At 64.5% G+C, this 17048-nt stretch carries 17 protein-coding genes and 1 tRNA gene; 4 read left to right on the top strand and 14 right to left on the bottom strand.

Features of this window, described 5'->3' with window-relative positions; translation table 11 throughout:
• The first annotated feature begins 135 nt into the window (after positions 1-135).
• A complete protein-coding gene (locus EOA49_RS06440; protein WP_095799736.1) occupies positions 136-987 on the top strand; it encodes a mechanosensitive ion channel domain-containing protein in 852 nt (283 codons plus the stop codon).
• 5 nt (positions 988-992) lie between these two features.
• On the opposite strand, the gene EOA49_RS06445 is transcribed toward EOA49_RS06440, so the two are convergent.
• The 3 genes from EOA49_RS06445 to EOA49_RS06460 all read right to left on the bottom strand — a co-directional run bounded on the left by EOA49_RS06445 (position 993) and on the right by EOA49_RS06460 (position 4470).
• On the bottom strand, positions 993-2270 hold the full coding sequence (locus tag EOA49_RS06445; RefSeq protein WP_127239269.1) for an MFS transporter: 1278 nt from the start codon (positions 2268-2270) through the stop codon (positions 993-995).
• An 82-nt stretch (positions 2271-2352) separates the two neighbouring features.
• Positions 2353-2940 carry a nicotinate-nucleotide adenylyltransferase gene (locus EOA49_RS06450; RefSeq protein ID WP_095799734.1) on the bottom strand — a complete coding sequence of 196 codons (588 nt, stop codon included), beginning with the start codon at positions 2938-2940 and terminating at the stop codon, positions 2353-2355.
• Between the two features lie 249 nt (positions 2941-3189).
• Positions 3190-4470 (bottom strand): glutamate-5-semialdehyde dehydrogenase, encoded by a 1281-nt coding sequence (locus tag EOA49_RS06460; protein ID WP_095799732.1) that lies wholly within the window; start codon positions 4468-4470, stop codon positions 3190-3192.
• Between the two features lie 78 nt (positions 4471-4548).
• Here EOA49_RS06460 and EOA49_RS06465 point away from each other — a divergent pair, with 78 nt between their 5' ends.
• Positions 4549-5034, top strand: a complete 486-nt coding sequence (locus tag EOA49_RS06465; RefSeq protein WP_095799731.1) for a hypothetical protein — start codon at positions 4549-4551, stop codon at positions 5032-5034.
• Between the two features lie 25 nt (positions 5035-5059).
• Here the strand turns inward: EOA49_RS06465 and proB are convergent, their stop codons facing one another.
• Both proB and obgE read right to left on the bottom strand, forming a co-directional pair.
• Positions 5060-6181: a glutamate 5-kinase gene (gene proB, locus EOA49_RS06470; RefSeq protein WP_095799730.1), complete on the bottom strand. Its 1122-nt coding sequence runs from the start codon at positions 6179-6181 to the stop codon at positions 5060-5062.
• The gene (gene obgE / locus EOA49_RS06475; protein WP_095799729.1) at positions 6178-7215 is read right to left on the bottom strand and encodes a GTPase ObgE; all 1038 of its coding nucleotides are present in this window, start codon (positions 7213-7215) and stop codon (positions 6178-6180) included. Before obgE ends, proB begins: the two co-directional genes overlap by 4 nt.
• Positions 7216-7363: 148 nt before the next feature.
• Here obgE and EOA49_RS06480 point away from each other — a divergent pair, with 148 nt between their 5' ends.
• On the top strand, positions 7364-8227 hold the full coding sequence (locus EOA49_RS06480) for an endonuclease/exonuclease/phosphatase family protein (RefSeq protein ID WP_095824117.1): 864 nt from the start codon (positions 7364-7366) through the stop codon (positions 8225-8227).
• A gap of 163 nt (positions 8228-8390) precedes the next feature.
• On the opposite strand, the gene EOA49_RS06485 is transcribed toward EOA49_RS06480, so the two are convergent.
• The 3 genes from EOA49_RS06485 to rplU form a co-directional block, all read right to left on the bottom strand.
• Complete coding sequence (locus EOA49_RS06485) at positions 8391-8978, bottom strand: GNAT family protein (RefSeq protein ID WP_067001577.1); 588 nt, start codon at positions 8976-8978, stop codon at positions 8391-8393.
• Between the two features lie 125 nt (positions 8979-9103).
• Positions 9104-9373 (bottom strand): 50S ribosomal protein L27, encoded by a 270-nt coding sequence (rpmA, locus tag EOA49_RS06490; RefSeq protein WP_040991608.1) that lies wholly within the window; start codon positions 9371-9373, stop codon positions 9104-9106.
• Between the two features lie 100 nt (positions 9374-9473).
• Complete coding sequence (gene rplU, locus EOA49_RS06495; protein ID WP_067001574.1) at positions 9474-10190, bottom strand: 50S ribosomal protein L21; 717 nt, start codon at positions 10188-10190, stop codon at positions 9474-9476.
• 315 nt (positions 10191-10505) lie between these two features.
• Here rplU and EOA49_RS06500 point away from each other — a divergent pair.
• A tRNA-Ser gene (locus tag EOA49_RS06500) sits at positions 10506-10595 on the top strand.
• Between the two features lie 101 nt (positions 10596-10696).
• On the opposite strand, the gene EOA49_RS06505 is transcribed toward EOA49_RS06500, so the two are convergent.
• From EOA49_RS06505 to kduD, 6 genes are all read right to left on the bottom strand, one after another.
• Positions 10697-11419 (bottom strand): sulfotransferase, encoded by a 723-nt coding sequence (locus tag EOA49_RS06505; protein ID WP_164746618.1) that lies wholly within the window; start codon positions 11417-11419, stop codon positions 10697-10699.
• 381 nt (positions 11420-11800) lie between these two features.
• Complete coding sequence (gene recQ, locus EOA49_RS06510; RefSeq protein WP_245460554.1) at positions 11801-13666, bottom strand: DNA helicase RecQ; 1866 nt, start codon at positions 13664-13666, stop codon at positions 11801-11803.
• Between the two features lie 218 nt (positions 13667-13884).
• Positions 13885-14844, bottom strand: coding sequence for a hypothetical protein (locus EOA49_RS06520; protein WP_127239268.1), 960 nt, complete (start codon positions 14842-14844; stop codon positions 13885-13887).
• On the bottom strand, positions 14841-15587 hold the full coding sequence (locus EOA49_RS06525) for a sulfotransferase (protein WP_127239267.1): 747 nt from the start codon (positions 15585-15587) through the stop codon (positions 14841-14843). The genes EOA49_RS06520 and EOA49_RS06525 overlap by 4 nt, the downstream gene beginning before the upstream one ends.
• 234 nt (positions 15588-15821) lie before the next feature.
• Entirely contained in the window at positions 15822-16151 is a 330-nt protein-coding gene (locus EOA49_RS06530; protein ID WP_127239266.1) for a cupin domain-containing protein, read from the bottom strand.
• A gap of 32 nt (positions 16152-16183) precedes the next feature.
• A complete protein-coding gene (gene kduD, locus EOA49_RS06535) occupies positions 16184-16951 on the bottom strand; it encodes a 2-dehydro-3-deoxy-D-gluconate 5-dehydrogenase KduD (RefSeq protein ID WP_127239265.1) in 768 nt (255 codons plus the stop codon).
• Positions 16952-17048 lie beyond the last annotated feature (97 nt).

A 17048-nucleotide genomic window follows, 5' to 3' on the forward strand; every position in this document is an offset into this window, starting at 1 on the left:
CCATTGCAGTTTCAAGACGGGCGCGCTCTCAGGGCGGCCTCGGCAGGCCGGACAGGCCCTCGGAAGGCTGAAAAGAGCGGAACCCCTGCGCGCCGCATGGGTTATCGGCACACCGGACAAAGGGGATTCCCAACCATGCCAATCGACCCGCAGAGCGCCCTCATCACGATTCAAGCCGGGCTTGCGCAGCTCAGCTCGCTGATAGTCTCCTATTCCTTCTCGGCAATCGGTGCTGTGATCCTTCTGGTTGTCGGCTACCTCGTTGCCGGCCTTGCCGAGCGATCGATCTATGCCGGGCTCGGTCATATTCACGGCTTTGACGAGACGCTGCGCCACTTCTTCTCCCAGGTCGTCCGCTACGGCATCCTGATACTGGTCGTTATCATGGTGCTCGGCCAGTTTGGCGTGCAGACGGCTTCGATCATCGCCGCGATCGGCGCTGCCGGTCTGGCGATCGGCCTTGCACTGCAAGGTACGCTGCAGAACATCGCCGCCGGCATCATGCTGCTTGCGCTGAGGCCCTTCCGCATTGGGGAATATGTGGAGGTCGGTGCGATCGCCGGCTCGATCGAGGAGATCGGCCTGTTCGCGACCAAGCTGCGCACTGTCGAAGGTATCTACATCCTGGCGCCCAACCAAACGCTGTGGAACCAGCCGGTGCGCAATTTCACCCGCAACGGCGTCAGACGCACCGATATCAGCTTGAGCATCGGTTCATGGAACGACATCGACCGCGGGCAGAAGACGCTGCTTGCCATCGCCAATGCCGAGAAGCGCATCCGGCGCGAGCCGGCGCCGATCGCCTTCATCGCAGGGCTTGGCGAGAGCACGGTTTCACTGACCCTGCGCTACTGGACTTCCGCGGCCGACTATTTCGCCACCCAGATCGACTTGACCAAACGCGCCAAGCTGGCCTTCGACAACGAGGGCATTTCGATCCCCCTGCCGCCGCCCGAGATACCGTCCCCGGAAGTCCGCAAGCAATAATCTCGTCAGTCCTTGGCCGGCTTTGTCGGCTGCTCCGACGCGAAGGCGAGCTCCACCGGCAGGGGCGTCTGCGCCGACATCGGCGCGAAGCTGCCGGTTGCGGCAGCGGGCATCGGTCGCGCCGCAAACACCCGCCACAGCACGAACAGGCAAAACGCGGAAGCGATGGCGATGCCGACATAGATGAAGGTCCCGGTGCCGAAGACGGCGGAAAGCGCCGTCACGATGCCGGGTACGATGAAGCCGGACAGCGACCAGGCAAAGAGCAGCGAACTCGACAGCGCCAGCAGCTCTTCCTTCCTGGCGCGGTCGGCGGCGTGGGCGCTGGACAGCGAATAGATCGATTCCGATGCACCGTCCCAGATCAGGTAGATCGCCACCAGGGCCATCAGCGCGCCGCCGTCGAAGGCGATGGCGAGCAGGCTCGCCGCCACCGCCAGCGCCGCCGTGCCCGCCAGCACATAGCGGCGGTCGGTACGGTCCGAGAGCCAGCCGAGCGGTATCTGCAGGATCAGCGTGCCGACCGGCATCGCCGACAAGAGCAGCGCCACCTCTGCCTGGCTGTAACCCTTGGCGGTGGCGTGGATCGGCGCAAAACCGGAAATGATCATCGACAGGCCGCCCACCGCCAGCATGCCGACGACGCCGACTGGCGAGATCCTCCACGCTTGGCCGAGCGCCACCGAAGCGGCCTGCGGCGCGGGCGGCTGGGCAAGCCGCGTCATGCCCACCGGCAGGATGGACAACGCGGTGAAGGCGATGCCGATCAGCGGCGCCGCCGCCGTCTGGATGTCGATCGCGGCGAGCGTCGCATAACCGACGCCCAATCCGGCGATATAGGCGACGTAGAACACCGCCATCACCCGGCCGCGTATGGCGTTCGGCAGGGCGTCGTTGAGCCAGCTCTGCGCGACGATGAAAAGGCCGCATATGGCGAAGCCGTAGAGCGCCCGCGCCGCGATCCACAGCAGCGGCATCGGTCCGGCGCCGATCGCCACGTTGGAGAGCGCGATCAGCGCCGAAAGCACCATGAACGCGCGGGCATGGCCGACCCGGCGCACCAAGGGTCCGGTCAGGATGCAGCCGGCGAGCCCGCCGGCCGAAAGGCCGGTGACGATCAGTCCGGCCCAGGTCGGATCGAAACCGTCGGCGCCGAGCCGCACCGGAATGAAGGCGAACATCAGCCCGTTGCCGATCGCGATCAGCGCCATCGACACGATGACGCTGGCAATGGCAATCAGCGGCGCCGATTGTCCGGGATCGGTTTGGGTCTGCGTCAGCATGCCCTCGCAGCTTGGCTGATCGGAACGCGAAAGGCCGCCGTAAAAGCGACATCGCTCGGCCCCTTGTGGAAGAAGGGTGGCCTCAGCCCTTCGCCGCCTTGCGGATCGCGGTGGAGGAAAGGGACGAGCGCGGGCCGTGGATGAAGGTCCAGGCCGGCGCCCGCATGCGGGCAAGCAGCGGCGCGTCGCCTTCGTCGACGCGGGCATAGTCGAAGGTCTTGGCGACGACCGAGGACAGGAAGGAGAGCGTGGCGCCCGGTCGGTCGATGACCGCGATCGGGAAGGTCAGCACGATCTCGCGCCAGCGCTGCCAACGATGGAAGTCGCGTAAGGAATCCGCACCCATGATCCAGACGAAGTCGACGCCTGGATTGCGCGCCTTAACCAGCGCCAGCGTGTCCGCGGTGTAGCGGACATGCTGCGCCGCCTCGAAGGCAGTGACCTTGATCTTCGGATTCCTGGCGATCCTTTCGGACAGCGCGACGCGCTCGGCGAGAGGCGCCAGCTCGCGCGCGCTTTTCAGCGGATTGCCGGGCGTCACGATCCACCAGAGCTGGTCGAGGGCCAGCCTTCTCAGCGCAACCTCGGCGACCAGCGCGTGGCCCGCATGCGGCGGGTTGAACGAGCCGCCGAACAGGCCGACGGCCAGCCCTTTGCCGGCATGCGGCATGTGGAGATAGGGCGCGGGGACGGGCTGCTCGGGCTGGGAAAGCATGACGCTAGGCACCCCCCTCTGCCCTGCCGGCCATCTCCCCCGCAAGGGCGGATATTGGCAGCTCCTTCGCAGCCGCAAATCTTGCAGTGTTGGCGACTGGCGAAACCGGGAAAATCAGCTGATCTCCCCCCTTGCGGGGGAGATGCCCGGCAGGCCAGAGGGGGGTGCCTAGGCGCAAGCTTCAGCCTCTTAGAGCAAGCGACATCAAGGCCTCACTTGCCCCGACCCGCGCACGCAGTACTTGAACGAGGTCAGCTGCTCGACGCCGACCGGTCCGCGCGCATGCATCTTGCCGGTGGCGATGCCGATCTCGGCGCCCATGCCGAACTCGCCGCCGTCGGCGAACTGTGTCGAGGCATTGTGCAACAAAATCGCCGAGTCGATCTCGCTGAAGAATGTTTCGACCGCTTGCGCATCCTCGGCGACGATCGCCTCGGTGTGATGCGAGGAGAAGGTCTCGATATGCTCGATCGCGCCCGCCACGCCGTCGACCAGCTTCACCGCGATGATCGCGTCGAGATATTCCGTCACCCAGTCGGCGTCGGTCGCCGGGCTGGCGTCGGCAAAGGCTTTCATCACCTCGGCGTCGGCATGGACCTCACAGCCGACCGCGCGCAGGGCCTTCAGGATCGGCACCAGATGGGTGGACGCGACCGCGCGGTCGACGAGCAGCGTCTCGGCGGCGCCGCACACGCCGGTGCGCCGCATCTTGGCGTTGACGGCGATCTGGACCGCCATGTCGAGCTTCGCCGAACGATCGACATAGAGATGGCAGATGCCTTCGAGATGGGCAAAGACCGGCACGCGCGCCTCGGTCTGCACGCGCCCGACTAGGCTCTTGCCGCCGCGGGGGATGATGACGTCGAGATTGCCGGCTAGGCCCTTGAGCATCTCGCCGACCGCGGCGCGGTCGGTGGTCGGCACCAATTGGATGGCGTCTTGCGGCAGGCCGGCTGCCTTCAACCCTTCGACCATGCAGGCATGGATAGCCGACGACGAATTGATCGAATCCGAGCCGCCGCGCAGGATCACGGGATTGCCGGCTTTCAGGCAGAGCGCGCCGGCATCCGCCGTCACGTTCGGGCGGCTTTCATAGATGACGCCGATGACGCCGAGCGGCGTGCGCACGCGCTCGATATGGAGGCCGTTCGGCCGGTCCCATTCGGCAATCACCTCGCCGACCGGATCCTTGAACGCCGCGATCTCGCGAATGCCGTCGGCCATCGCCTTGATGCGTGAGGGGTTAAGTTTCAGCCGGTCCATGAAGGAACCGGACAGCCCGGCTTCCTCGCCATTCGACATATCGATGGCGTTAGCCTCTAGGATCGCCTGCTCGTTGCGCAGGATGGCGTCGGCCATGGCGGCCAAGGCGTCGTTCTTGGCCTTGGTCGATGCGACGGCCAACGGTCCGGCAGCAGCGCGCGCCTTGCCGCCTATCTGTGCCATCAAACTGGCTACATCTTGGCCTTGGTGTTTGTCCAACATTTGACCGCTCCGGTGAAGCTGGTGGATTTACACGCGGTTGGGCCTCGCGGCAATGGCTGCAAAGTTGGGGGAGGCAGCATGAAGGGCGCCATAATCCTCGTTGTTCTGGGCGCGATGTTCGTGCCGACCGGGCTGCGCGCGGCCGATTACTGCGACGACAAGATCGAACCCGGCGAAAGCCCCGATGGCAAGGCTATGACCATGATGAGTTCCATATTCTCCATCGGACTCGCCGAGCGCTATTGCGGCGCACCACCGATGCCGCTTTCCCAAATCTTTGTCGTTGTTGAGGAGGCCCACGGGTGCGGTCCGCGCGCACGACTCGAGGCGAAATTCAAGAAAACGCTGGACGAAGGCGGGTCGAAGATAACGACAACCGCCGAACTCGTCCGCGAGATGCTATCAGAAGGCGGGAGCGATCTCCCTCAGGCCGAAGTAGATCGACAAGCCAAGGCCGCCATTGAAACCGAGATGGGCGGTTGCAGTGAGCTTGTGAAAATGCAGCGAGAATTTCAGGAGAGATACCGCAATCCACCCCAATGGCCACCGAAGCCCGAGAAGTAGCGACCATAAATCAATGGACCGCGTCTCAGTTGGCGGCGCCGCTTACCACAAGGTCGTCGCGATGGATCATCGCCGAGCGAGCCTCGTAGCCGAGCACATTTTCGATCTCGGCCGTCTTCAAACCCGCGATCCTTACGGCATCGGCGGCATCATAGGCAACCAGCCCGCGCGCGATCTCGCGGCCCTCGGGCGACAGGATCGCCACCGTGTCGCCGCGCGAGAAATTGCCGCTGACGAGCTTGACGCCGGCCGGCAGCAGCGACTTGCCCGATTTCAGCGCGCCGACAGCGCCGGCATCGACGGTGAGCCGCCCGGCCGGCTCCAACTGTCCCGCGATCCAGGTCTTGTAGCCCTTCACCGGGTTGGCGCTGGGGTTGAAGAAAGTGGCGCGCTCGCCGCGCTCGATCGCCATCAGCGGCGACAGGCGCGTGCCGGCGGTGATGATCATCGCGGTGCCGGCGGCGTTGGCGATCTTGCCCGCGTCGAGCTTGGTCCGCATGCCGCCGCGCGAGAGTTCCGAAGCGGCGGCGCCCGCCATCGCCTCGATGTCCGGCGTGATGCGGTCGACCACCGGAATGAACTTGGCTTGCGGGTCCTTGGCCGGCGGCGCCGTATAGAGTCCGTCGATGTCGGAAAGCAGCACCAGAAGATCGGCGCCCATCATCGTCGCCACCCGCGCCGCCAGCCGGTCGTTGTCGCCATAACGGATTTCGGAGGTCGCGACCGTGTCGTTCTCGTTGATGACCGGCACCGCCTTCATCTTGAGCAAGGTCGAGATCGTTGCGCGGGCGTTGAGGTAGCGGCGGCGCTCCTCGGTATCGCCGAGGGTCAACAGAATCTGCCCGGATTTGAGCCCGTCCCTGCCCAGCGCATCCGACCAGGCGCCCGCAAGCGCGATCTGGCCGACGGCCGCCGCCGCCTGGCTTTCCTCGAGCTTCAGCGCGCGTTTGCCGAGCCCGAGAATGGTGCGGCCGAGCGCAATGGCGCCCGAGGAGACGACGAGCACCTCCGCGCCGGCATTGGCGAGCACCGCGATGTCCTCGGCTAAAGAGGTCAGCCAATCGCGCTTCAAGCCGGTCGCGCGGTCGACGAGCAGCGCCGAGCCGATCTTCACGGTTATGCGCCGGTATGATTTCAGCGATTTCATGGGTTTTGCCGCCAGCGCGTATCGACTGGAGCGGGAACGGCATCGCGTGCCTCGGTGACCACCGCCATCAGCGCGCGCTGCACAGCCTCGACGCCTTCGCCGGTGACGGCTGACAACAGCATCGGCGCGCGGCCGACGGCGCGTTTCAGCGAGGCAGCCTTCTTCTTGCGGGCGTCCGCGTCGAGTATGTCGACCTGGCTGAGGGCGACGATCTCAGGTTTGTCGGCCAGCCCATGGCCATAGGCTGCGAGCTCGGCGCGCACGGTCTTGTAGGCCTTGCCGGGATTTTCCTCCTGCGCCGAGACGAGATGCAGCAGGACGCGCGTGCGCTCGACATGGCCGAGGAAGCGGTCGCCGATGCCGACGCCCTCATGCGCGCCCTCGATCAGGCCGGGGATGTCAGCCAGCACGAACTCGCGGCCGTCGATGCGGGCGACGCCGAGGCCCGGATAGAGCGTGGTGAAGGGATAGTCGGCGATCTTCGGCTTGGCGGCGGTGACGGCCGCAAGGAAGGTCGACTTGCCGGCGTTGGGCAGGCCGACGAGGCCGGCATCGGCGATCAGCTTGAGCCGCAGCCAGATGCTCAACTCCTCGCCCGGCTGGCCGGGATTGGCGCGGCGCGGCGCCTGGTTGGTCGAGGTCTTGAAATGCTGGTTGCCGAAGCCGCCATTGCCGCCCTTGGCGAGCAGAAAGCGTTGGCCGACCTCGGTTAAATCGCAGATCAGCGTCTCATTGTCCTCGGCGAATACCTGGGTGCCGGCCGGCACTTTCAGCGTCGCGTCGGCGCCCTTGGCGCCCGTCATGTTGCGGCCCATGCCGTGCATGCCGGTCTTGGCCTTGAAATGCTGCTGGTAACGGTAGTCGATCAGTGTGTTCAAGCCATCGACGGCTTCGATCCAGACATCGCCGCCTCGGCCACCGTCGCCGCCGTCCGGACCGCCGAACTCGATGAATTTCTCGCGGCGGAACGACATCGATCCGGCACCACCGTCGCCGGACCGGATGTAAACTCGGGCTTGGTCGAGGAATTTCATCGGATTTTCAGGTTTCTGCTATTGCGCTTGCGGGATTGCTCTAAACCAAGGTGGAGCCAAGGGCGAGGCCCGTTTGCAACTAAAGCGCCGGATGCACTTTAGCCAGGGGCGCGGTAGCACTGTTCGCGGGCGAGACCGGGAGGCGCGAATGAAGCTTGTCACTTACAACATCCAGTATGGCATCGGCCTCGACGGCAAATACGATGTCGGCCGCATCGCCGACGCGGTGCGCGGCGCCGATGTCATCGCCCTGCAGGAAGTCACCCGCAACAACCCGCGCAACGGCGACCGCGACATGGTGGCCGAGATCGGCGAAGCGCTGCCGGACTATTTTGTCGCCTATGCCAGCAATTTCGAGGTCAATATCGGCTCGCGCCTGGATGCCGGCCGCGCCGTCACCCGCACCTTCCAGCTCGGCAATATGGTGCTGTCGAAGACGCCCATTCATCTGTCGCGTAATCTCCTTCTGCCGCGCAGCCGCAGCCTGGAGCGGATGAACTTCCAGCGCGGCGCGCTGGAGGCGCTGATCGAGACGCCGCTCGGCTTCATCCGCTTCTATTCCACCCATCTCGACCACCGCAGCCCCGTCGAGCGTCAGAGCCAGATCCGTTTCCTGCGCCAGCGCCTGCTCAACTACGCGCTGGAAGGCGGCGGCCTTTCCGGCATTCCCGAAATCGGCCTGCCGGACCTGCCCTATCCGGAAGCCTTCATCGTCATGGGCGACTTCAACATGCTGCCCGGATCGCCCGAATATGTCGAACTCGCCGGACGTCCGGACCATGAATTCGGCATGCCTCTCACCGCCGATCTCGCCGTCGATGTCGCCCAGCGCCTGGAGGTTTCCGGCCTCTTCACCTGGATCGACCCCAATCGTCCCAACGATGCGGGCCGCCACAAATGCATCGACTACGTCTTCACCAGCGCTTCGCTCGCCGGCTCGCTGAAGCGCCTGTGGGCCGACCGGCAGGCGCGCGGATCGGACCACCTGCCGGTCTGGGTCGAATTGGGCTGAGTCGTCTTTGAGCGCCGACGCCTAGGCGTGTTGCTATTCAGGTCAGGCTGAGCCGAAAATGACGGCTTCCGAGAACCGGAGCGGAGCGTACTGAAAGTACGCGAGCACCGGAAGCGCAGGAAACCGTCATTTGCAGGCCGGCTTCACCTGAATTTCAACATGCCTAGAAGTGCACCCAGTTGCGCAGGCTCGTCCAGGTCTTGCGGTCCAGCCGGTAGCGCTCGACCGGCACCTGGCCGGCGACGATCGAGTTCAGCATGCCCTGGCCGGCATACTGAAAGCCGCACTTGTGGATGACGCGGCGCGATGCCGGATTGATGACCCTGGTCGAGGCATGCAGCACCTGGATCGAGGTCTTCTGGAAGGCAAGGTCGACCAGCGCGTGCGCCGCCTCGGTCGCATAGCCGCGCTTCCAGTAAGGCTCGCCGATCCAGTAGCCCAGCTCCAGCCCGCGATCGGTGGTATTCAACCCCGCGCAGCCGACGAAAGTGCCGGTGCCGGCGAGCGTCAGCGCATAGGCGATGCCGGCGCGGCGCGACGAGGCCATGGCGAGGAAGGCGCGGGCCTCGGCTTCGCCGTAAGGATGCGGCATGCGGGCCAGCATTTCGGCGACGTGACGGTTGTCGGCCAGAGCGACGAGTTGCGCGAGATCGCTCTCGCGCGGAGCGCGCATGACCAGGCGCTCGGTGGCGAGCACCGGGCAATCGATCGCGTAACTTTCGTCTTCGGTGTCTTCCGCTTCGGCAACCATTTTAGTCCTCCAGGGCAAAGAAAAATGAAAAAGGAGAGATGGAAGCCCATCTCTCCTGATCCTTTTCCTGGCCTGGCCAGACACCGGTTCCCGAGATGGGCGCCGGTGTTATGGTGCGGAACCGGCTACTCCGCTGCTTTGGTGATCGGGTTTACCGAGACGTAGGTTCGGCCGTTGGCTTTTTTGTTGAAGGTGACTGCGCCGGCTTCGAGCGCAAAAAGGGTGTGGTCCGTGCCCATGCCAACGTTGGTGCCCGGATGCCATTGCGTGCCGCGCTGACGAATGATGATGTTGCCGGCGACGACGGCTTCGCCACCGAACTTTTTCACGCCGAGACGCTTGGAGTGCGAATCGCGACCGTTGCGCGACGAACCGCCAGCTTTCTTGTGTGCCATCTAACTAACTCCGATGCGCCCTGAGGCGCTTGAATGGTCTTATGAACGCGTTCGCGTTCCGTTTCAAGTGCGTACCGGCGACGATTATCGCCGACCGTCCTTACTTCTTTTTCGCCAGCTCCTTGGCCTGCTCGCGCCAATCCTTGATCTGGTCGGCGCTGAACGGCATGTGCTCGTCGATCTTGGCGACATCCTTCTCGGTCAGCTTGGCCAGCTGCGCAAAGGTGACGATGCCCTGCTCGGCGAGATCCTTCGCCGCGACGGGACCGATGCCCTTGATCACGGTCAAATCGTCCGGCTCGCCCTTCGGTGCCTTGAACAGCGGCGCGGCCTTGGCCTCTTCGCTGGCGGGAGCTTCCTTGGGGGCGGCCTCTGCCTTGGCTTCCTTCTTGGCCTTGGCCTCCTTCGGAGCGGCTTCGGCCTTCGCCTCGGCGGCGACGTCTGCCTTGGCTTCGGGCGCCTTGGCCTCAGCCTTGGCGGTGGCCTTCTTCGACGGCTTGGCGCCGCCCAGCAGGATCTCGGAGATCCGGACGGTGGTCAGAAGCTGGCGGTGGCCGATCTTGCGGCGCGAATTCTGGCGGCGGCGCTTCTTGAAAGCGATGACGGTGCGGTTCTTGCCCTGCTCGACGACTTCCGCCGTGACCAGAGCGCCATCGACGAACGGCGCGCCGAAGGTGACATTCTCACCCTCGCCATGCGCGAGAACAGTGCCGATCTCGACGATCTCGCCGACCTTGGCTTCGACTTTCTCGATCTTGAGCAGATCGTTGGCGGCGACGCGATACTGCTTGCCGCCCGTTTTGATGACTGCGAACATTTTTTGCCTTTCGCTGTTCGGTCGGCCTCGATGAACCGCTTCAGGCGGTTCGGCCGTCTTTTTGTCAGTCTGCGGGTTCAAAAACAAGCGGCGCGGAGAAGCCCCACGCCGGATGCGGGCTGTCCCTAACCGAAGGTCGCAAGGAAGTCAAGGCGAGCGGCCCTTGCTCCTGAGCATGCCGCGGGCCGCGCGCCGGTCCGTCGCCTCGCCGACGCTTTTTCAAGAAGCGGGAAATCGGTCGACTAGGGCCTTGTAACTGCGGCGGTCAGCCGTTATCTAGTGCGCCGCGCCGGCAACGGCCGACCATGACCTCGCGGAGAGGTGGCAGAGTGGTCGAATGCACCGCACTCGAAATGCGGCATACTCGCAAGGGTATCGGGGGTTCGAATCCCTCCCTCTCCGCCATCCTGCTTCGAGCTGCGCGCTTTCGCAGTACAAGCCTCAAATCCCTTAAGAGCGAGCGAGATAGCCTCCGAAGCCTTGGCGAAGGAGCGCGACAGTCGCCCTCAGCGATATCCGAAATAGGTCATCAGCTCCTGGGCCTCACCTGCCTCGAAACGCGAGGCGAATTCCGCAGGCAGCTTCGATCGCCAGCCGCCCCTGTAGTCGGTGATCGGTTGGTTGACCTGCGTCGAACGGCGAGCCGAATGCGCCGTGCGAACTCTTCTTGCCCTTCCCCACACGACCGGATGCCGGTGATAGTCCAGGATGGCAGCATCGAAGGCCACATCCATGAAGCGGCATAGCCGTTCGATGGAGAGCGCAGGCGACTCGATAAAGTCCTCGTAGCGCCACAACATGGCCCCGCCCCTCTCGATGCAGAGCATCGAGGCCCTGCTGTCGGCGACCCACCTTTGGAAAGCTCTGTCGAAATCGCCCTCGTAGCGCTGCCCGAGCGATGCCACGACATCACGGCCATCGCGCGTCACCACAATGAAACGGGCGTCCGGGATCGTCTCGCGTATCTGACGGGTGTAATGAATATGCCCGGGGGTTTTCTCGACCCAGACGCTCCGGCGCGAAATCGCCGCCTCAAGCAAAAGCAAGCTTAGCTTAGTCCATCTGGCGCCTTTGTCCGAGACGAAAGCGCTTGTCTCCCGCGGAACACTGAAGACATCCGGATGCGCTGCCAATATCCGGGCGAGCAAGGTCGACCCGGTATGACCGCAACCACAGATGAATATTGAGGCCCTCGGCTTTGGAATAAGCCGTACCACACCCTTGTTCACAATTCTTGTTCCCCCGGAAAGACTTTATTCGAGCTGTTTGCCTCGAAGATTGCAACAGGAATGTTTCCACAGGAACGGCGCGGAACCACCGATCGGCGCCGTTCACATTTCAACGGCTCACCTTCGGCGATGCGCAACGAGCGCCCGCAGGGCCGCGGCACCATCGCCCGAAAATGACCGGCCGAGCATGAGCGCCAGCGTGCACGCTGGTGCGCGAGGCCGGCTTGCAGCCCTTGGACGCTGTGAGAACCATGGTCGGGGCCATCCAGGGCGCAACTTGAGAGCGGGCGTTGCGCGTCGGCTGCGGGCAATCATCGTTTGAATGCGTGATCCGGTTTGTAGGTTGGGCCGGACGAGCGTGATGCGCCGGCCGATTTTGCCTCAACCTGATCCGCCGGATTGATGCTCCGCAATCGCGCTCAAGAAGACCTCGCCGAATTCCTTGAGCTTGGCTTCGCCGACACCGTTCACCTCGGCGAAGGCAGCGAGGTCGCGCGGGCAGCGCTCGGCCATGGCGATCAGCGTGCGATCGGAGAAAACGACATAGGCCGGGACTTGGCGTTCCTTCGCCAGGCGCAGCCGCAGCGCCTTGAGCGTGGCGAGCAGCGCGGCGTCCAGGTCTTCGGCGTCCGCCGCTGCCTGGGCCGAACGCGCCTTGTCGCGCAGGGAACGGTGCCGCGTCTCGACGCGATACTCGAAGGCGATCTCGCCGCGCCCGAGCGCGCGGCCGCTCTCGGAAATGGCAAGGCCGCCATAGCCGTCCGGGTCCGGCACCAGGTACCCGCCCGCCACAAGCTGGCGGATCAGCGACAGCCACGCGGGTCGCTTGTGCGCCGCGCCGGTGCCGAAGCTGGCAAGCCTTTGATGACCTCGGGCCAGCACTTTCTCGGTCTCGTGGCCGAGCAGGATGTCGACGATGTGCGAGGCCCCGAACCGCTCGCCGGTTTGCGCGACGGCCGAAAGGATGATGCGCGCCTCGATGCTTCCGTCCGCGCGCGGCGCCTGGCTGAGGCAGTTGTCACAATTGCCGCAAGGCGAGGCGCCTTCGCCGAAATAGCCAAGCAGGACCTGGCGCCGGCATTGCGCCGTCTCACAATAGCCGATCAGCGTGTCCAGCCGGCCATGCGAGCGCCGCCTGTGCTCCGGCGAGGCATCCTCGTCGTCGATGAACAGGCGCCGCGTGCGGATGTCGCCGAGGCCGTAGAGCATATGCGCCTCGGCCGGCCGCCCGTCGCGGCCAGCACGGCCGATCTCCTGGTAATAGGCCTCGAGGCTCGCCGGCAGGTCGGTGTGGAAGACATAGGCGACGTCCGGCTTGTCGATGCCCATGCCGAAGGCGATGGTCGCCACCATGACCACGCCGGACAGCGTCATGAAAGCGTTTTGGTTCGCGTCCCGCCCCTCCTTGCTCATGCCGGCATGGTAAGCGAGCGCGGTGACGCCGTTCTTTTCGAGGAAGGCCGCCATCTCCTCTGTCTTCCTGCGCGACAGGCAATAAACGATGCCGCTCTGTCCCGCATGGCGTTCGACGAAACGCAGCAGCTGGCGCTTGCTGTCCTGCTTCGGCTCGATGGCAAGCTTGATGTTCGGCCGGTCGAAGCCCAGCACCAGCGTGTCGACACGCTCGGCAAACAGCCGCGCCGAAATGTCGGTGCGCGTCGTTTCGTCCGCGGTCGCGGTCAGCGCGATCATCGGCACTTTCGGAAAGAGGTCCCGCAGCCGCGCAAGGTCCTCATATTCGCGCCGAAAGGCTGGCCCCCATTGCGAGATGCAATGCGCCTCGTCGACGGCGATCAGCCGGATGTCGAGCCTGGCCAACGCGTCGAGCATCCGCTCGGTCATCAGCCGCTCCGGCGCCAGATAGAGCAGACGCGTCTGGCCCGAGGCGACGCGGCGCCACGCCGCGACATTGGCATCGCGATCGAGCGAGGAGTTGATCGTATCGGCGGCGACGCCGGCGAGCCGCAGCGCCGCGACCTGGTCCTGCATCAGCGCCACCAGCGGCGAGACGACGATGGTGAGCCCGCCAAGGACCAGCGCCGGAACCTGGTAGCAGAGCGACTTGCCGGCGCCGGTCGGCATGACCGCCAGCACGTGGCGGCCGCACAGCAGCGTCTCTATCACGTCGGCCTGACCGGGCCGAAAATCGTCGAAGCCGAACACGTCCTTCAGCACGCGACGCTTCGGATCGCGTCCCTCCGCCGCAATGCCCGACACCGATGCCCGCCCCGCCATCGCGTTTTGCATTGAGAGTGATTCCCGGTTTCGGCTGAGGTCACGTTCTTAAGGCGCGGATCGCCCGAACGCCATCGCAACCCGCGCTGTCCGCCGTTTTTGCCTGGCGATGCCGCCGTCTCTGCCGGAGGTGTCGGCTCCTCCCTGCGCCGCAACCCGGCGATACTGAGATGGCAGGGCAAGGCGGTCGGCAGTGTCCACTGAGCCGAGGTTAGCAAAGGCAGGGCGCGTCAGACTCCGAGCCGGCTCCATAGATCCGCAATCGATCTTCGCAGCCCGGCAGCCCGCAGTTCCCCCGGTCGGATTTCGGCCAGCGCGATGCCGCTCTCGCCCGCGATGGCATAGAGCAGCCAGGTCCGGCCATCCTCCTCGAAAATGGCCGGATCGCGCAGCCCGTTCTCCTTGCTTCTTGCCACGCCCGCCTTGCTGCGGCGAACCGGCAGGCCGGAGCCCTCGTAGTCGGTGCCGGGTCTCAGCAATTCGGTCCTGCCGCGCACGACCCAGCGCCGCCAGTCCTTGGAAAGATCGATGCTGCCGTAAATCACGCGCTCCGGCGCGTCGCCCTTGCGCGTATAATAGACAATCAGCAAATCCCCGTTCTTCTGCACTGCCACATGCCGTGGCCGGACCCGGCCCGAGCCCGGCAGCACGACCGGCCCTTCCTCGAAACCGGAAAGACCATCGATCGAACGGCGAAGCCTGATGCTGCCGGTGCCGAAAAGCCCATACCACCAGCCGTCGTGCCAAAAGATCCGCGCATAGAACGGCCCTAGCGCCTGGGGACTGGGGTTGAAGTAAAGGCCGTCGACCGATGTCGCCGCAAAGGTCGTCTGCTCGCGGCCATGTCGCTCAGGGCCGTGAAAATACATGACGATGCGTCGGGTCTGCTCGTCGACATGCACGTCGGGAGAGGCGATGTGATCCCTCAGAAAAGGACACTTGCCAAGCGAAAGCACGCCGCCCGGGTGAACGCGCCAAGGGCCTTGCAGTGTATCTGAATAGGCTAGGCGGATGTGGGTGCCGTTGTGATGCGCGAAATAGAGGTGATACGTTGCGAGCCGGCCGGTCGCCCACGCCGGCATCCTCACCAGCGATGGGCCGTTTATGCTGGCTCCCTCATCGCCCGGCAGCATATCGGGCGTAATCAACGGTCCTCGCCGTTCGGCTGAAAGGCCGAGCATCGACGTCATGCGTTTGCCCACTCCGGCATGTCATAGCCGAACTCGTCACAGAACCCTCTCAGCCGGGCGAGGAAGGCGGCGGGCAGGGCTTTGAGATAGGCAAGGTATTCCTCGTTCCGTTCCCACTTCTTGAGCGATGTTGCCCGTATCGGGTTGCCGGCATCCTCGCTGAAGCGGATACGCGGCCTGAGGTCAAATGCTCGCGCGATCCTCTCCTGGACCTCGTCCGGCCGAGCGATCATGTCCTCGTAGCGGACATAGACGATCGCGCGCTCCGGCTGCGCCTTTCTCAGCCGCAGCAAGGCCTCGTACTCGGCCAGCCAGCGTTCGGAGGTGACATGGAACCGGCGCTCCGCCCTGCTTTCCGGATGCGAGCTGGTGAGCACGTCGAAAGGATGGCGAACGCAATAGATCAGGCCAATGGCGGCGGGCAATTTCGCCAGATGCATATGACCCCGATCCGTGCGCTTGACGACAAGGTTGGATTCGGAGCGGTCCAACATATCCAGCTGGGTGTATTTCGCTTCGGCTCGATGGACGAAGGTGTCCTCGAAACACCTCATCAGGCGCTGGGTCAGCGTCGTGCCGCTGCGCGCGCAACCGGCAATGAATATCTTCTTGTAAGGCGCCGAGCGTCCAGCAAACCAAAGCCGCCACAGCCGCTTCACATCCAGCGCCAAGCGCCGAACCTCTCTGATCGGCCGCCTGATGGCCTTGCGCAAAAAGGCTTCTGATTTTCGTGCGACGTCCATTTCCGACTTCCGCTCCCGCCGGCTTAGTTCATCCGTTGCCAAAGCTGCGGCGCGCCGTCTCTTTGGCCGATATGCCGGCAGAGTGCCAGTCCTCTTCGTTAAACCTATCTTCACCATGTTGCGGCACCGTTGTCGTCCTGCGGCAATGTTTGAGTACCGCGGCGGCGCCACCTGCGCCCAGGCAACAAACCCGCGCCTCACGGCGCGGGTTTTTCTTTGGCAACAGGAATATCGCTATAGGAAGTCGGCCGGATAAGGCGCAAAACTGTCGACCAGCCGCCCCGCTTCCAGCGCCCTGACGCCGTGCACCAGGTTGGACGGCACGATGAAGCTGCTTCCCGCTGCCAGGATCTCTGACTTGTCGTCGATGGTGACTTCGAAGCGGCCTTCGGCGACATAGCTTGCCTGGACGTGCGGATGCGAATGCAGCGCGCCGAGGCCGCCCTTTTTGAAGGCGAATTCGACCATCATCAGTTCGGCCGTGTGCACCAGCACGCGCCGTCTGTTGCCGTCGGGCGTCGGCTCCCAGGCTTTTTCGCCGGCATGTGAAAAGAGAGGCATCATCGCTTAGCTTCCGTTCGAAATTGGCAGAATGGTCACCGCGCCAGCCAGCCGCCGTCCACCGGCATCACCGCGCCATGCATGTAGTCCGACGCGGGCGCGAGCAGGAAAACGGCCGCGTCGCCGATGTCGCCCGGCCGGCCCCAGCGCCCCGCGGGAATGCGTCCGAGGATGGCGGCGCTGCGGTCGGGGTCGGCGCGCAAGGCTTCGGTGTTGTTGGTTTGGATATAGCCCGGTGCGATGCCGTTGACGTTGATGCCTTTCGCCGCCCATTCGCAGGCGAGCAGCCTCGTGAGGCCAAGCACACCATGTTTCGAAGCGGTGTAGGAGGCGACGCGGATGCCGCCCTGGAAGCTCAGCACCGAGCCTATATTGACGATCTTGCCGCGCCGCCCGGGCTCGGCCAGCACGCGTCTGGCAAAACTCTGGCAAAGCCGGAAGACCGTCTTCAAATTGATGTCCATCACCTCGTCCCAGTCGGCTTCGGTCAGATCGACCGCGTCGGCGCGCCGTATGATGCCGGCATTGTTGACCAAGCCGTCGAGCGGTCCCTTCTCGTCCCATATCCGGTCGAGCATGACGGCAGCCGCGGCAGGATCGCCGAGATCGGCGGCCACGGTTTCGAACTGGCCACCAATGGCCGCGATCTTCTCCGCGGTTTCATCCATCGCCGAGCGCCCGACGCCGATGACGGCGCCGCCGGCGCGCGCGACCGACACGGCAATGCCTTGGCCGATGCCGGTGTTGGCGCCGGTGACGAGGATGCGTTTTCCCGCAAGGCTGAAGGCGAAAAGATCGCTCACTTGAGCTGGTCCATCGTCACCTGGTCGACCTCGGTATAGTCGACATTGTCGCCGGCCGTGGCCCAGTTGAAAGCGCCGGTGTGTGTCTGGTCCATCT

This window comes from Mesorhizobium sp. M1A.F.Ca.IN.020.04.1.1, assembly GCF_003997315.1.
Lineage (GTDB): Bacteria > Pseudomonadota > Alphaproteobacteria > Rhizobiales > Rhizobiaceae > Mesorhizobium.

What these genes read in the sequence shown, in the direction of transcription:
- EOA49_RS06440 (WP_095799736.1), top strand. Translation starts at nt 136, where the DNA reads ATGCCAATCGACCCGCAGAGCGCCCTCATCACGATTCAAGCCGGGCTT.
- EOA49_RS06445 (WP_127239269.1), bottom strand. Translation starts at nt 2,270, where the DNA reads ATGCTGACGCAGACCCAAACCGATCCCGGACAATCGGCGCCGCTGATT.
- EOA49_RS06450 (WP_095799734.1), bottom strand. Translation starts at nt 2,940, where the DNA reads ATGCCGCATGCCGGCAAAGGGCTGGCCGTCGGCCTGTTCGGCGGCTCG.
- EOA49_RS06460 (WP_095799732.1), bottom strand. Translation starts at nt 4,470, where the DNA reads ATGTTGGACAAACACCAAGGCCAAGATGTAGCCAGTTTGATGGCACAG.
- EOA49_RS06465 (WP_095799731.1), top strand. Translation starts at nt 4,549, where the DNA reads ATGAAGGGCGCCATAATCCTCGTTGTTCTGGGCGCGATGTTCGTGCCG.
- proB (WP_095799730.1), bottom strand. Translation starts at nt 6,181, where the DNA reads ATGAAATCGCTGAAATCATACCGGCGCATAACCGTGAAGATCGGCTCG.
- obgE (WP_095799729.1), bottom strand. Translation starts at nt 7,215, where the DNA reads ATGAAATTCCTCGACCAAGCCCGAGTTTACATCCGGTCCGGCGACGGT.
- EOA49_RS06480 (WP_095824117.1), top strand. Translation starts at nt 7,364, where the DNA reads ATGAAGCTTGTCACTTACAACATCCAGTATGGCATCGGCCTCGACGGC.
- EOA49_RS06485 (WP_067001577.1), bottom strand. Translation starts at nt 8,978, where the DNA reads ATGGTTGCCGAAGCGGAAGACACCGAAGACGAAAGTTACGCGATCGAT.
- rpmA (WP_040991608.1), bottom strand. Translation starts at nt 9,373, where the DNA reads ATGGCACACAAGAAAGCTGGCGGTTCGTCGCGCAACGGTCGCGATTCG.
- rplU (WP_067001574.1), bottom strand. Translation starts at nt 10,190, where the DNA reads ATGTTCGCAGTCATCAAAACGGGCGGCAAGCAGTATCGCGTCGCCGCC.
- recQ (WP_245460554.1), bottom strand. Translation starts at nt 13,666, where the DNA reads ATGCAAAACGCGATGGCGGGGCGGGCATCGGTGTCGGGCATTGCGGCG.
- EOA49_RS06520 (WP_127239268.1), bottom strand. Translation starts at nt 14,844, where the DNA reads ATGACGTCGATGCTCGGCCTTTCAGCCGAACGGCGAGGACCGTTGATT.
- EOA49_RS06525 (WP_127239267.1), bottom strand. Translation starts at nt 15,587, where the DNA reads ATGGACGTCGCACGAAAATCAGAAGCCTTTTTGCGCAAGGCCATCAGG.
- EOA49_RS06530 (WP_127239266.1), bottom strand. Translation starts at nt 16,151, where the DNA reads ATGATGCCTCTCTTTTCACATGCCGGCGAAAAAGCCTGGGAGCCGACG.